The organism is Oceanobacillus sp. CAU 1775, assembly GCF_054482815.1.
The window spans coordinates 72,345-87,916 of the sequence record NZ_JBTLRO010000007.1; the positions used below are offsets into that span (position 1 = coordinate 72,345).

Sequence of the window (15,572 nt, forward strand, 5' to 3'; positions counted from 1 at the left end):
TTGCAAACGTTTACACGACAGAAGAGTTAGATTATATTGAAAACAATATACATCTTGTATCTAATAAAAATTTAATGAGGGGGAGAAACATGAAGAAATTTCTATTATTTATTATTTTGGGAATGTTGTTGTTCGTAGTCGCTTGTGGGTCAGATGATGATACATCTGAAGAAACAGATGATGGAGGCTCTGAACCAGCAGAAGAAGTCTCTGCATCTGCAGAAGACTGGGAACCTGAAGAAGCAATTGAAATAGTCGCACCAGCGGGAGCAGGCGGCGGTTGGGATACAACAGCTAGAATGGCTGCACAAGTCTTCACAGAAGAAGGAATTATTGATCAAAATATTGGTGTTGTAAACCAAGAAGGTGGAGGAGGAGCGGTGGCATGGAATTATATAGCCGGGTTTGAAGGTAATCCATATAAACTGTTTGTTTCATCTTCACCAATTCTTTTTATTCCATTGAATGGTCAATCTGAACATGGGCACGAAGATTTTACTCCTATAGCTAACGTTATTGCAGATTACGCAGCCTTTGCGGTGAGTGCGGATGCAGAATGGGATTCAATGAATGATTTATTTGATGCAATGAAAGAAGATCCAGATAGTATTACTGTAGTTGGAGCTTCATCTCCAGGAAGTATGGATCACATGCAGTTTGTTATTTTTGCTCAAAAAGCAGGTGTTGATATCACAAAAATTAAATATGTTTCTGCTCAAGATGGTGGGGGATTAACACAATTATTAAATGGTAGTGTAGATGTCTACTCAACGGGTGTAGCTGAAACAGTAGAACAGGTAAGAGCGGGTAATATCAAAGTGTTAGGCGTAACTTCAGAGGAGAGATTGGAAGGAGAAGTGTTAGAAGATTTCCCAACGATGATTGAGCAGGGAATCGACGAAACATTTATTAACTGGAGAGGCTTCTTCGGACCACCTAATATGGAGCCTGAAGCTCTTGCATACTACGAAGCGAAATTTAAAGAGTTAAGTGATTCCGATGCTTTTGGAGAAATTCGTAATCAATTCGGCTGGGACGAAATGTACATGAATAGCGAAGAATATAGTACATTCTTAGATGAACAAAAAGAAGTTCTTGGAAGCATTCTCGACGAACTGGGACTAGGAAACTAAAACATATCTTTTTGAAGTCAATGACAATTGTCATTGACTTCAATTACTACATAACCATTTAATAACTTTCCGATCTGTAAATAAAGGAGGGAGCATATGTTTAAAACTGTAAACCAGAAAGTCAGTCTTGTACTGTTAGCAATAGGTGCAATTTATTTAGTATTAGCTTTTCAAATACCTTCGTACCCATATACGCAAATAGATGCAGACGTTATACCTAAAGGTCTTGGTTATCTATTAATCTTTCTATCTATTCTATTATTCTTCTCAAAGGATTCCGAAACGAAAGAGCAAAAAGAAAAACGAGATATTCCTAAGAAAGAAGTTGGCATGTTACTCGGTGTGGCATTGTTTATTCTATTTTACATCATGCTATTGGAAATACTTGGTTTTGTCATAGTAACAGCTATATTTGTCTATTTTTGTTCGTGGTTTTTAGGATATAAAAAGCATGTAACAAATGGAATTGTATCTATTATGTTTCCAGTACTTTTATACTTAATGCTCTCTGAGTTATTACAGATGAGCTTACCGAGTGGAATCTTGCCTTTTTAAGGAGGGGAATCGATGGGGTCACTAGATGGAATAATTACAGGATTTCAGACAGCGCTTAGTTTTGAAGCAATTCTATTTGTAATGATAGGTGTTTTTGTTGGAACTATAATTGGAATGTTGCCTGGTCTGGGACCAATTAGTGCTATAGCAGTTATGATTCCGATGACTTTCGGAATGGAACCAAGTATCGCATTAATTATGATGGCTGGAGTATACTACGGGGCAATCTTTGGTGGTTCTACATCATCGATTTTACTTAATGCACCAGGTGTTTCAGGTACAGTAGCAACTGCATTTGATGGTTACCCCATGGCACAGCAGGGGAAAGCGGGAAAAGCACTTGCGATCGCAGCGATTGCTTCGTTTATTGGTGGAACGGTCAGTGTAATTTTATTAATGTTGTTAGCTCCTGCACTTTCAAGTGTAGCAATCTCATTTGGACCACCAGCCTATTTTGCTTTAATGTTTTTAGGTTTAACGGCAATAGCAAGTTTATCTGAAGGATCAACAATTAAAGCGTTAATATCAGCAGTAGTTGGATTCATGGTAGTTACTATTGGTATCGATGCGCAGACAGGTACACCGAGATATACATTTGGTAGTATGAACCTTCTTGGTGGATTGGACTTTTTAGTAATAGCGTTAGGGTTATTCGCCATTGCGGAAGTATGTGCATTGGTATTAAAACGTAAGGACCCATCAATTGGAAAAACACATGATATTGGTAGTCTAAAGCTTACAAAGCAAGATTTTAAAGAGATGACTGGGCCAATGTCTAGACAATCAATTCTTGGTTTCATTATAGGGGTATTACCTGGAGCTGGAGCTACAATTGCTTCATTTATCGCTTATATCACAGAGAAGAAAATTTCGAAGAACCCGGAAGAGTTTGGAAAGGGTTCGATAAAAGGATTAACTGGTCCAGAAACTGCAAATAATGCTGCAACAAGCGGTGCCTTTGTTCCATTATTAAGTCTAGGTATACCAGGATCAGGTACAACGGCTGTTATGCTAGGTGCATTTTTGGTTATGGGTGTTCAACCAGGTCCAATGTTAATGACAGAACGACCTGAAATTTTCTGGGGAGTTATCGCAAGTATGTATATCGGTAATATCTTCTTACTTATTTTAAACTTACCGTTAATTCCTTACTTCGCAAAAATATTAAAGATTCCTAGACCATTGCTAATATCACTCGTGATTGTATTTAGTATGATTGGTGTTTATGCGGTTAGTTTTAATACATTCGATTTGTATATGTTACTGCTATTTGGTGCCATTGGATTTATTATGAGACTATTTGCTTTTCCCGCACCGCCATTTATTTTAGCTTTTATTCTTGGAGGAATGTTGGAGCAATCGTTTAGACAATCTTTAACAATTTCAAATGGTGATTTAATGATATTTGTAACAAACCCAATTTCACTATCGTTACTCATTGTTGCTCTACTATCATTTGTCTTCCCACTCTTAGGGCTATTGCGTAAGAGAAAAGGATAATAAAAGTGTTGAAGCAGCTAAAAGGTAAAACATTATTACGTTACAACATTATTTCCTTTTTGGTAATTCTCATCATTATCACAGTGATAGTAAGAGTGCCTTTTCTTGATCAATTTACGGTAGAACAACAGCTAACATTATTGTTATTGTTTATAGCTGTTTATCTATGGATTGTTGGACCAATACCAACCGCTGCAAGTAGTATCTTAATTATTTCCTTAATGATTTTGTTTGGACTTGCGGAATCGGTTGAAGAAGCATTCACAGGCTTTTTAACTCCAGCACTATATTTTATCCTTGTTTTATCGTTGATAAGCAAGGCATTGGTTGAGGTAGAAGTAGATCAAGTTTTTGCGAGACTTCTTATTAAAGTGAGTAGAGGTGGCCCTTTTTATATCATAATTGGGTTACCTATTTTAATATTAATCATGCCAATTTTGTTACCTTCCGCAGTTGCGAGATTTAAAATGATGCAACCTCTAGTACAACGCTTAAACCAATTTTATGGTTATGAAGAGAAAAGTATTTTTCATAAGTATAGTATATTTCTAATCGGTATGGTGAATCAAAATGCTACTCTAGTTATATTTACAGGTGGTGGATTTCCGATTCTAGCACACCAACTATTAAAAGATTATCAAGTGGCACACTTAAGTTGGTTAGAATGGATAATAATGCTTGCACCACCATTGTGGCTAGGTTCTATATTAATAGTATTTTTTATTTGGAGGTATTTGAAGTTTATACATCCAAGTACTACTTTTAGTGAAGTCGTAAACATAAATGCGAATAAAATTGAAATTAATGAAAAGAAACTTACGCTTAAATTTTGGATAACTTTGCTTAGCTTTTTAATGATGATTGTTGTTTGGATTGTAGTTGATGAAAATAAAGTTCCACTCATTTTACCACCTATGCTTTTACTGGTAATATATTCACTTCCTAAAATGGGCTTAATTACAAATAAAGTCGTTCGAAGTTATGACTGGGAAAATTTCTTAATGCTAGGAGCTTCCTTTTCTTTAGGAATGTTGTTAATGAAAAATGGGACTGCTGAAGCGATTGCAAATTTATTAATTACATTTATTCCAGAAGATGCTGGAAGTATTTATAAAGTAGTAATTATCGCGGGGATTACATTTATTCTGAGATTTTGTTTTATCGTACCTTCTGCAGCTCTAGTAGTTATTTTTCCAATAGTAATTTCCTACTCAGAATTAATAGGTCTACCAACCATCCAATTAGCATTCTTAATAATTTTAATTGTCGGGAGTATGATGGTGCTTCCTATTCATACAACAACTACGTATCTAGCATATGAAACAGGTGTTTTATCTAAAAAGGAACAATATATTATCGGGATATTATTTAGTTTTGTATTTATGGTTATTGCTATTTTGTCAGCATTATATTATTGGTAGAGGAGAATTTAAACATGGCACAAAAAACAGACTCATTATTAGTAGAAATTGCAGACTATGTAGTAGAAGGGAAAATAGAGAGTCAGGAAGCGATGGAAACGTCCAAGAACGTTTTGATAGATACATTGGGTTGTGGTTTTCTAGCAATGCGTTACCCTGACTGTACCAAGCATTTAGGCCCGATTGTTCCAGGAACTTATGTACCTAACGGAAGTAGAGTACCAGGGACGCAATATGAATTAGATCCAGTACAGGCTGCATTTAACATTGGTACAGTAATTCGTTGGTTAGATTTCAATGACACGTGGTTGGCGGCGGAATGGGGACATCCTTCTGATAATTTAGGTGGAATTTTAGCAGTTGCTGATTATGTTAGTCGTAAAAATATTTCGGGAGGTAAAGAGCCTCTACTTATGGAGGATGTATTAGTAGCAATGGTTAAGGCGCATGAAATTCAAGGAGTATTAGCGTTAGAAAACAGTTTAAATCGCGAAGGACTTGATCATGTACTGTTCGTAAAGATTGCGACAACAGCAGTCGTTACACATATGTTGGGTGGGTCAAAGCAGGAAATTATTAATGCACTTTCTAATGCTTGGATTGATAACTCGAGTCTCCGTACATATAGACAATTTCCAAACACAGGTTCAAGAAAGTCTTGGGCTGCAGGGGATGCAACAAGTAGAGCTGTTCGTTTGGCATTTATGGCGATAAAAGGCGAGATGGGCTATGCAACTGCACTATCAGCACCTACTTATGGATTTCAAGATGTTTTATTTGGTGGAAAGGAACTAACATTAGCACAGCCACTTAATTCTTATGTGATGGAAAATATATTATTTAAAATCTCATACCCAGCAGAATTTCATGGACAAACAGCTGCCGAATGTGCAGTGATTTTACATGATGAAGTAAAGGATAAAATAAATTCCATTGATAAAATACTAATCACAACACATGAGTCTGCAATTCGTATCATTGATAAAAAGGGACCATTGCATAACCCAGCAGATAGGGACCACAGTCTTCAATATATTACAGCAGTTGGTTTATTATTTGGTGATATTGTCGCTGATCATTATGAAGATGAGGTAGCTGCAAACCCACTCATCGACTTATTAAGAGATAAGATGGAAGTCGTGGAAAATAAACAGTATTCCGAGGACTATTTAGATCCTGAAAAACGTTCGATTGCCAATGCGATTCAAGTTTTCTTTGATGATGGAACAAAAACGGAAGTAATTGAAAGGCAATATCCACTTGGCCACCGTTTTCGTCGTGAGGAAGGTATTCCGAAATTGGAAAATAAATTTAAAGAGAACTTAAAAACGCGCTTCCCTTCCAAGCAAGCAGAAGAAATATATAATGCTTCAATCGATTTAGATAAGCTGAAAGCACTAAGCGTTAGTGCATTTATGGAAAAAATGATTATTTAGTGAGGTGAAGGACAATGAGCTGGTTTATACAACAACATGATTCACAAGAAGAGCTTGCAAAAAGATTTTTGGATATGGTAAAAGCTGATGATATATTAAAAATGCCTGGTGCACATGATGGAATGGCTGCACTTGTTGCAAAGCAAGTAGGATTTAAGGCATTATACTTATCGGGAGCAGCATATACAGCGAGTAAAGGACTACCTGACTTAGGTGTAATATATTCCAACGAAATAGCGGATAGAGCACAAGAACTAATCCGTGCTACAAATCTTCCTGTTTTAGTAGATATAGACACTGGTTACGGCGGCGTTTTAAATACTGTCCGAACAGCACTTGAGATGTATGAAAATAACGTTGCGGCAGTGCAAATTGAAGACCAAAAGCTTCCCAAAAAATGTGGTCATTTAGATGGTAAGCAATTAGTATCTACTGAAGAAATGGTACAAAAAATCATTGCAATAAAGAAAACTTCACCGACGTTAGTTGTTGTAGCTAGAACAGATGCATTAAGTGTAGAAGGAATTGAATCAGCAATTAAACGTGCTAAAAGTTATGTTGAGGCTGGTGCGGATATTATTTTTTCAGAAGCATTAACGAAAGAGGATGAGTTTTTAGCGTTTAAAAAGGAAGTAAATGCTCCATTACTAGCAAATATGACTGAGTTTGGAAAAACCCCATATTATACAGCAGAAGAATTTGAAAAATTTGGTTACAGTATGGTTATTTATCCTGTTACTTCACTACGCGTCGCTGCAAAAGCATATGAACGTGTATTTAGCGAAATAATGAATAAAGGTACACAAAAAGAATCTTTGCAAGATATGCAATCTCGAAAAGAACTATATGAAACGATTCATTATTATGACTATGAAAACTTGGATAATAACATCGCAAAAACGGCTGTTAAAGATTATTATGATTGATTTAAGAAGTGATACATTGACACAGCCAACTGAAGAAATGCGCAAAGCAATGTACAGAGCAGAAGTTGGTGATGATGCACGAACGAACAATAATTCTCAAGGAGAGGATCCGACCGTTCGTGCTTTAGAAGAATTAGCCAGCAAATATACAGGAAAAGAAGATGCCCTCTTTTGTAATAGTGGTACAATGGCCAATTATATTGGTTTAGTGACAATGTGTAAAAGGGAAGATAAAATTCTTCTCAGTAAGAATAGTCATATCTTTCGTAGTGAATTAGCATTATTTATAGAAGACTTATATGGACTGGTACCAGTATTTTATGAAGAAGATAGCTACGGAAATCCTAATGCTAATAGTATTGAAAAAATACTCGAAACCGAGGATATCAAAGTAATTTGCATAGAAAATACAAATAACTTCCACGGTGGAACTTGTTTATCAGAGGTGTGTGTTAATAAAATTTATGCAGTCGCGAAGAAAAGCACCGTACCAATTTATTTAGATGGTGCTCGAATTTTTAATGCTTCAGTCGCATTGGATTTACCTGTGAAGGACTTATGCTCGCCAGTGGATGCAATGATGTTTTGTTTGTCGAAAGGATTAGGTGCTCCTGTTGGGTCAGTGCTTTGTGGTAGCACGGAGTTTATCAAAAAGGCTAGGAGTACAAGGAAGTTATTGGGTGGGGCGATGAGACAAGCTGGTATTATAGCTGCAGCAGGAATTGTTGCATTACAAAATCCTGAAACAGATATTCTTAAAGACCATCAAAATGCCCAACAGCTTGCTAAGAAAATAAAATCAAATTCATTTATATCGGTTGATCATGAATCTGTTCAAACGAATATAGTAAAAATCCTCATTACGAAAGAACAATATTCAGCCCAATCAATAGAAAAAGATTTAGCTGAGCGTGGGCTTAGAGTCAAAGCTATAGATAATAATATCTTACGAATGACTGTTTATCGTGGAATCAATGAGTTGCAAATCCGTAAAGCGGCCACGATCTTTAATGAATACATTAATGAGATTAGCCCCGCTTAGAGAGAATATATTAGCCTCATGAATTAGAATATTAATTTCTAATATCATGAGGCTTTAAAATTAGCTTCATTCCACGTATCTTTCTTCTATCTTTACTCTTTTCCATGTAGGCTTTAACACAGTTACCAAAATAGCTACCATAATCAGTACCGCACCGACAATCATCCGGCCAGTAAGTACTTCATGTAGGATGAGTACAGATAGAATCATACCGAAAAATGCTTCTAAGGAAAGGATAATTGCACCTTTCGTTGCAGTCGTATAGACGAAAGCAATGTTTTGGCATACATAGGCAATCGCTGTAGAAAATACTGCCAAGTAGATAATCGCGTATATTGCTTCAGAATTCAATGTTGTAATGGAAACAAAGTCACCTCGAACAAAAATCGCTCCGACTCCGATCACCGCTGCTGTAAGAAATTGCACGATAGTTAAGGAGATGGCATCCTCCTTTTTTACAAAATGATTTGTATAGAAGATATCAAATGCAAAAGCAACAGCGCAGGCTAGTGTAAGCAAATCCCCGATATTTATTGTCATGGACCCCTCTAATGAGAGAAAACCAATACCAATGATGGCGATAATAGATCCCATTACTTCAAATCGATTAACTTTTCTTTTATAAACAAGGTAAGCGATAATAGGTACAATAATAACATTAACAGCTGTTAGAAAGGCATTCTTTGAAGGTGTGGTGTATTCTAATCCTACCGTTTGAAGGGCAAACCCGATATATAGAATTGTCCCGAGAATTGCGCCTTTCCAAACGACAGAATTAGTAAATGTTCTAAATCTTTTTCTAAATAAAAGTGAAAGAATAATTGCAGCTAAAATAAATCTCCCCGCCATTACTTGATAAGCTGTTAAATATTCTAAAGCAATAGCTGTCACGACAAACCCACTACCCCAGACAATTGCTGTAATAAGTAGCAATCCATCTCCAATATATTGTTTCATTTATGTCTCTCCTACTATGTATCTCTCGAAAACAACATCTCGTAAAATCATGATTTACAATACGTATGATTATAGAACAAAGTTAGTAAAAAGAATAGTGATGGTATTTCTTTTCGTTATTCTTTGATAAAGAAATGATCGGTGAGTTCCTCTTCTCTTACCACTTTGATTGTGAATGTAGGAATGTCTTAATGTGTCTAAATAGGTAACTTAATAAAAGAGTATAAAATAGAGTGCCTTTATTGCTTAAAAAAACTAGCTTTTCATGTAATAATAGAAGGTAAAGTATATATTGGGTGTCATGTGTCTGTAGGAAGGGGCATTTTGAAAGTGGATTTTTTGAAGTTAAACTTTATTAGCATCATGTATGCATTAATATTATTCGTTCCTATTGAGTTTATGCTGAATGTATCAAGCATTGGAAACTTAACGGATGAACAAGCAACGATTGTTAACACGATGACAATCATTACGTTTCTAGTGATTGTTTTAGGTGCAGGAATTACCATGCTTTTTCCGACAAAGAAATGGTTTGGCGATAAAAAAATTAAACGTTGGACAACAATTCTTTGGGTTCCTTATTTTGCTTTATTTGTTTATGTGTTTACAAAGGCATTCCCGACAATCGCTGGAGTCATGCCAACTAATTCAATAATTAGCTGGGCATTAATAGGTACTCTAATTATTTACCCTTTTTATATTTCACTTGTTAATTATTTCAGTACGAAATAATAGCGTTTCTTTATTTTATTGAACGAAGACCTCACTAATGGGCTTCGTTTTTTGATTTCTATTGATTAGACGTATAAAGCATCGTACCTTCTAATAAACATGCTATAATTAGAAGTGGAGGCTTTAAGCCGAATTAGTTAAATTTGTATGAGGTGAATTTATGTTCAAGTCAGTTGTTTTTTACACAAATAAGTTAAAAGCAATGCGAAGATTTTATGCTAATGTATTAGGGTTAGACATCATAGAAGCAACAGATGAAAAATTCACAGTAAAAATTGGTGACACCAACCTTATGTTTAAAGCGTCAGAGGAAGCAGCTTCCTATCACTATGCTATTAATATCCCAGGAAACCAATTTTCTATTATGAAGCACTGGATTCAAGAAAGAACGAAACTTCTTACGTTTAGAGGGAAAACAGAAGTATTTCATAGGAATCTTGCAGCAGATTCCATGTATTTTGAAGATCCAGCTGGTAATTTAGTAGAGCTGATTGGTCGTAGAAATCGAGATTTACTGGGCGATTTAACAAAGGAAGCTTTTTATGATGTAAGTGAGATTGGCATTACGACTTCTCATATGGAAGAGGTTGGCGATGAACTACAGGATCTTGGTCTTCCATTGCAGCAAGGAGCAGAAGTTGATGTTGAAAGCTTGAATTATATTGGCAGAGACGATCACTTCGTCGTTCTTGTACCGCCTGCATGGGAGTGGGAATTTTCTAGTAAAAAGTCAGAAGCGCATCCACTTGAATTTACATTAACTGATGGACAACATGTGTCGATTGATAAAAATGGGGAAATTCAAATTACAGAGGAATAAATTTATGATTCTTTTTAATAAGTAAAAATTAATTGATCTCATCTTTCTATGGATGGGGTCTTTGTTTTTTACTTAAATTAGTCTGAAACTTCTCCAAGGATAAATCGTATGGAATATAGACTATTTACTGAGTTGGAGGATTCTTTATGAATAGGAAGCAGGCAATAAAGATTTTCATGTTTTTCGGCATTTTCATTTTTGTGGTTGGTTGTTCAACTGACGATCCGATAGCTACTACTGAAGAAGCTGCGCATGAAGTAATAGACTCCTTAGTAGCTGGTGAATATGAAGTTGTTTATGGAGATTGGTTTGAGGATGAATTACAAACAACATTACCATTAAGTGAACTTGAGGATACTTGGGAAAGACATAAGGAAGTTGTAGGTGAGTTTCAAGGGACTGACACACTAGAAATTTCAAGACGTGGTGATAATCTAGAGGTTGTCGAAGGCTATCTTAATTTCACTAACACGAACGTGAAAATACGTATGATTTTTAATGAGGATCAGAGGTTAGTTGGTTTACATTTATCAGACGCTGAAGTCAATTTTCCAATGCCAGATTCAATTATGGAAGAGGAAATTTTAGTAGGAGAAGGAACAGAATATGAATTGGAGGGTGTAATGACGCTGCCGAAGGAGAATCAAGAAAACCTTCCAGCAGTTGTACTTGTTCATGGCTCTGGGCCAAGTGATAGAGATGAGTCAGTATTTAGTTATAAAGCCTTTCGTGATATTGCTTGGGGATTAGCTGAACAAGGGATTGCTTCGATCCGATATGATAAGAGAACTTTTATTTATGGAGAGAAAATGAGCCGAGCTTCAAATGATTTGACGGTTTATGAAGAAACGATTGAGGATACGATTATTGCTACAGAGTTGTTGAAAGAGGATGCTCGCATTGATGATGAGAATGTATTTATCATTGGGCATAGTTTAGGTGGAATGCTTGCACCACGGATTGACCTTCAAGGTGGTAACTATGCAGGATTAATTATTCTAGCAGGCACTCCAAGACCACTATGGGAAGTTGTTTATGATCAGAACCTACAAGCAATTGAAGCTTTTGTGCGAGATGAATCGGAAAAAGAAAGACAGTTGGCATTTGTCGAAGCAGAGGTTGAAAAAGCCCGGCAATTACAAGGTATTACAGATGAAGAAGCAAAGGAAATGACGGTGTTCGGTATCGACGGCTATTATCTAAAAGAGATGGATGAGTATCCAGTGGAAACACTCCTTTCAGAAATTGATAAACCTATATTCATTTTACAAGGTGAGGATGATTTTCAAGTATATTTTGAAAAGGATTATCTCCTATGGGAGGAGCTTTTGCTGGACCATGAGCAAGCAACACTTAGAAGCTATCCAGGATTAAATCACTTTTTTGTTGATTATGAAGGGCCAAATAAGGGAACAGTTGGAGAATATGAGATACCTGCTCAAGTTGAAGCTAATGTTATTGAAGATATCGGCTTATGGATTTTAAATCAAAGATAGTTTGGGGGATTTAAAAATGAAAAAGATGAATATTTTTATACTACTTATAATAAGTTCATTCCTAATTTTAGCTGGATGTAATCAAACGGATGAAACTAGCGAAGATGTGGATGAAACTACAATCGAGGAGTCATCAGGAGAAGAAACCGCTGAAAATGAAGAGATCATTCAACTTGCGGAGGCGTTCATTGAACAATTAAATGCTGGAGAATATCAGGAAGCTACAGCTAAATTTGACGAAACAATGTCTGAGCAGTTTTCTGCATCTGAATTAGAGGAAACTTGGATTTCTCTAAATGAACAGCTTGGTGGTTTTATAGACAAGGAATTTAATCGGGTGGAAGAAGTGGAAGAGTATGACGTTATTCTGATCACAGGAATCTTCAACGATGCTGACGTCACTTTTCAAATATCTTTTGATGACGAGCAGCAGATCGCAGGATTTTATGTGATTTGATTTTGACAAAGTAAGAGGATTTTAGTGAATAGACGAAGTGCCTAAGTGAGATAATCTCATTTAGGCATTTTTAAATGGCTTAATACATCTCCGGTCTTATATAGAAATAATACTTGGGCTCATTATCAACCCAGCTACAATTCTTTATGATAAATAGTAGCTAAGGGGAGATGGATGATGTCGAACAAAAAAGTATTTATCTTATTAACTGACACAGGAACGTTATTTACAAAAACAATTAAAGCATATACAAAAAAACCATACAATCATGCATCAATCGCCTTTGACGAAGACCTTCGAGAGGTATACAGTTTCGGGAGAAAGGATCCTTGTAATCCTTTTGTTGGAGGTTTTGTGCGAGAAGATACAAGTGATTGGATTTTTCAAAATGCGAGCTGTGCAATTTTACGAATGACAATTTCACCAGATGAATACAATACAATGAAGCAATATATTAAAAAAATTGAAGCTGAAAAAGATAAGTACCGTTATAACTTGATCGGATTATTTGCGATAATGATTAATTGGGAGTTAGATAGAAAAAATGCGTTTTTCTGCTCTCAGTTTGTTGCATCTGTGCTGAATCAAAGTGGCAGGATTCACCTAGATATGCCACTGTCGTTAGTTACACCTGATGATTTTCGGAATATAGAAGGAATGGAGTTAGTCTATCAAGGGAAAATGAGAGATTATAATGATTCTACCGGCAGGAATTTGGTTGGAGAGCTAACAGGAATGGCGTCTTTTTGAGCGAATGCTGAAGCTGTAACAGAAAATGCTGAAGTAGACACAAATAATCCTGAAGTTCACAAAGCTTTCAAACGAGCAATGGCTAATCCTTAACTAATTTTCTATGGTAGACTAGAAGTAAATCAATAATAAGGAGTGTCATGTGAAATGGATGTTAAGTTTCCAATAGGGGATATACAAGTTCCTGAAATTGTAACATTAAATGATATTCAAGGGTATCTTGATAAAATTAAAACATATTCAACACGATTAAGAGAAACAGTCGATTCTTTAACGGACGAACAATTAAACAAAACATATCGTGAGGGAAGCTGGAATGTACGCCAACTAGTGCATCATATTGCAGATTCTCAAATCAACATGTTCCAACGACTGAAGCTTGCTTTAACAGATGAAAATCCTACTGCACCTAATTTTATTCAAGATAAATGGGCGACAGAGCCTGATACAGAGCTACCTGTTGAAAGTTCGATTAAAATTCTAGAAGGAATTAACGAGCGAATTGTAGCTTTAGGAAAAACATTGACAGAAGAGCAGCTGGATCGGAAGTTCACACATGAAATAAATGGTGAAATCAAAGTTGCGAAAAAGGTTGCCAAGTTATCATGGCATCAAGAACATCATTTGGCACATATTAAAATTGCACTAAATAAGTAATGAAAAGTGGCTTATCGAAAAATGATAAGCCACTATCTATTTGTCGTTCTCAACAAGAACTATCACAAGTTCATCTATCATTTCTTGCATTCGATTGCTAGATTCTAAATGATTATTTATCAAAACAGAAAATATAAGTTCTTCTCCATTCTTCGTATTCAAATATCCTGATAAAGTAGAGACGCCCGTAATCATACCCGTTTTTGCAAATGCGTTTCCTTGTGTTGGAGGTGTAGTTAATCGATGGCGCAAGGTCCCGCCAATTAATCTTTCCTCTTCACCTGCAACAGGTAGTGAAGTTTTAAATACATCGAACCAATCTTTCTCCTGCACTTGAAATAATAACTCTGCGATATTATCTGTGGAAATCAATGTTTTATGTGACATTCCAGAACCATCACGGAGCAGAATATCTTCTCGCCTAACTCCTAGTTCTGCTAAGACATCCTCTATAACCAATAACCCTTGTTCCCAAGAACCTTCCATATTTATTTGTTTTCCCATTTCTTTTGTCAAAACTTCTCCAATTCCATTGTTACTTAACTTCATAAATGGTAGGAGTAAATCAGACAGTGGAGCAGATTCTCTTATAGCAAGTAGCTCAGCTGTTTTTGGAGTGGTATGAAAAACATCTTGTGAATCTGCAGTAAATTGAATTCCCTCTTCAGTCAAAGCATCCCTAAAAACCGAAAGTGCATATCCTGTAGGCTCCCAAACGGAAACCAAAGATCGCGACAATGAACCGTCTTTTGGCATCTGACCTTCAACAATGATGTTATTTGTCCCATGCTCACGTTCAATAGAAATATCCTTCGCCTCCCCAATACCTACAAGCTCTGTACGATTAATTATTGTGACATAATCCGTTTTAGGTATTGTTCGAATATGGGCTTTTCCATTGGTAGAGTCAGTTGGTGCGACTTCAACAATCACCGTTCCAGCATCATAATCTTCATTTGGAGAAAGTGTCAGTGCAGTAATTTGTGCTCCAGTATAAAAGGATTCGTCAGACCAGTTCAAATCTTGAGAAAGACGGACATCATCATACCATTCATCATCAGCAATTAAATTACCTTGGATGACTTGAATGCCTTGAGCTTTCAGGTCACTAGCTATTTTTTTCAAGGCAGTTTTTAAAAGTGTTGGATCACCTTTTCCTTTTATATAAAGATTTCCACTTAACGTATTCCCAACTACCTTTCCATCTGTTAAAATCTCCGTCCGAAAACGATATTCAGGTCCTAGAGTTTCTAAAGCAGCAATCCCAGTTAGTAACTTCATGTTGGAAGCAGGGTGAAGTCGGATATCATTATTATGAGAAAATATTAACTCACCATGTTGAGCATCTTTCACAGTTATACCAACAATGGCGCCGTTAAGTTCTTCTTTTTCTAAAATAGTATAAATTTTATCCTCTAGAGAAGATGTATTTTCGGTGATACTATTTGGATCTTTCTCATTGGAAGCTTCCAATACTAGTGGCTCATCTTCTACGAAAGAAGTAAAAAACATCACAAATCCAATTAAAAGGAAAAGAATAAGTAGTCTAATAGCAGTTTTTGAATTCATCCATTCACATCCTCATGATAAAAATAGCCATTATAGAATTATATCCTTGAGACCAGCGAATTATAATAACTTTCCATTAAAAAGAGGGTGAAGAAATATAGCTTTTCTTCACCCTCAGATT

The 15,572-nt window shown here is 36.0% G+C and carries 15 protein-coding genes; 13 read left to right on the forward strand and 2 right to left on the reverse strand.

Translation table 11 applies throughout. The features are described from left to right. Positions 1–89 precede the first annotated feature (89 nt). From ACXYMZ_RS12705 to ACXYMZ_RS12735, 7 genes are all read left to right on the forward strand, one after another. Positions 90–1,133 (forward strand): Bug family tripartite tricarboxylate transporter substrate binding protein, encoded by a 1,044-nt coding sequence (locus ACXYMZ_RS12705; RefSeq protein WP_458948778.1) that lies wholly within the window; start codon positions 90–92, stop codon positions 1,131–1,133. 96 nt (positions 1,134–1,229) lie between these two features. Further along, entirely contained in the window at positions 1,230–1,688 is a 459-nt protein-coding gene (locus ACXYMZ_RS12710) for a tripartite tricarboxylate transporter TctB family protein (protein ID WP_458948779.1), read from the forward strand. A 12-nt stretch (positions 1,689–1,700) separates the two neighbouring features. Further along, positions 1,701–3,188 carry a tripartite tricarboxylate transporter permease gene (locus tag ACXYMZ_RS12715; protein WP_458948780.1) on the forward strand — a complete coding sequence of 496 codons (1,488 nt, stop codon included), beginning with the start codon at positions 1,701–1,703 and terminating at the stop codon, positions 3,186–3,188. A gap of 5 nt (positions 3,189–3,193) precedes the next feature. Next, the gene (locus ACXYMZ_RS12720) at positions 3,194–4,609 is read left to right on the forward strand and encodes an SLC13 family permease (RefSeq protein ID WP_458948781.1); all 1,416 of its coding nucleotides are present in this window, start codon (positions 3,194–3,196) and stop codon (positions 4,607–4,609) included. Positions 4,610–4,623: 14 nt separating this feature from the next. Continuing rightward, entirely contained in the window at positions 4,624–6,045 is a 1,422-nt protein-coding gene (locus ACXYMZ_RS12725; protein ID WP_458948782.1) for a bifunctional 2-methylcitrate dehydratase/aconitate hydratase, read from the forward strand. Between the two features lie 14 nt (positions 6,046–6,059). Then, complete coding sequence (prpB, locus tag ACXYMZ_RS12730) at positions 6,060–6,971, forward strand: methylisocitrate lyase (protein ID WP_458948783.1); 912 nt, start codon at positions 6,060–6,062, stop codon at positions 6,969–6,971. Further along, a complete protein-coding gene (locus ACXYMZ_RS12735) occupies positions 6,964–8,013 on the forward strand; it encodes a GntG family PLP-dependent aldolase (RefSeq protein ID WP_458948784.1) in 1,050 nt (349 codons plus the stop codon). Before prpB ends, ACXYMZ_RS12735 begins: the two co-directional genes overlap by 8 nt. A gap of 66 nt (positions 8,014–8,079) precedes the next feature. Here the strand turns inward: ACXYMZ_RS12735 and ACXYMZ_RS12740 are convergent, their stop codons facing one another. Continuing rightward, on the reverse strand, positions 8,080–8,970 hold the full coding sequence (locus ACXYMZ_RS12740) for a DMT family transporter (RefSeq protein WP_458948785.1): 891 nt from the start codon (positions 8,968–8,970) through the stop codon (positions 8,080–8,082). 324 nt (positions 8,971–9,294) lie between these two features. Between ACXYMZ_RS12740 and ACXYMZ_RS12745 the strand changes: the two genes are divergently transcribed. The 6 genes from ACXYMZ_RS12745 (at position 9,295) to ACXYMZ_RS12770 (ending at position 13,882) form a co-directional block, all read left to right on the forward strand. Continuing rightward, complete coding sequence (locus ACXYMZ_RS12745; RefSeq protein WP_458948786.1) at positions 9,295–9,702, forward strand: hypothetical protein; 408 nt, start codon at positions 9,295–9,297, stop codon at positions 9,700–9,702. A 160-nt stretch (positions 9,703–9,862) separates the two neighbouring features. After that, positions 9,863–10,522 carry a hypothetical protein gene (locus ACXYMZ_RS12750; RefSeq protein WP_458948787.1) on the forward strand — a complete coding sequence of 220 codons (660 nt, stop codon included), beginning with the start codon at positions 9,863–9,865 and terminating at the stop codon, positions 10,520–10,522. Between the two features lie 146 nt (positions 10,523–10,668). After that, positions 10,669–12,018, forward strand: coding sequence for an alpha/beta hydrolase (locus ACXYMZ_RS12755; protein ID WP_458948788.1), 1,350 nt, complete (start codon positions 10,669–10,671; stop codon positions 12,016–12,018). Between the two features lie 16 nt (positions 12,019–12,034). Further along, on the forward strand, positions 12,035–12,475 hold the full coding sequence (locus ACXYMZ_RS12760) for a DUF3887 domain-containing protein (protein WP_458948789.1): 441 nt from the start codon (positions 12,035–12,037) through the stop codon (positions 12,473–12,475). A 177-nt stretch (positions 12,476–12,652) separates the two neighbouring features. After that, complete coding sequence (locus ACXYMZ_RS12765; protein ID WP_458948790.1) at positions 12,653–13,225, forward strand: hypothetical protein; 573 nt, start codon at positions 12,653–12,655, stop codon at positions 13,223–13,225. Between the two features lie 147 nt (positions 13,226–13,372). Further along, the gene (locus ACXYMZ_RS12770; RefSeq protein ID WP_458948791.1) at positions 13,373–13,882 is read left to right on the forward strand and encodes a YfiT family bacillithiol transferase; all 510 of its coding nucleotides are present in this window, start codon (positions 13,373–13,375) and stop codon (positions 13,880–13,882) included. Between the two features lie 36 nt (positions 13,883–13,918). Here ACXYMZ_RS12770 and dacB read toward each other — a convergent pair whose 3' ends face one another. Then, positions 13,919–15,451 carry a D-alanyl-D-alanine carboxypeptidase/D-alanyl-D-alanine endopeptidase gene (gene dacB / locus ACXYMZ_RS12775; protein WP_458948792.1) on the reverse strand — a complete coding sequence of 511 codons (1,533 nt, stop codon included), beginning with the start codon at positions 15,449–15,451 and terminating at the stop codon, positions 13,919–13,921. Between the last annotated feature and the right edge of the window lie 121 nt (positions 15,452–15,572).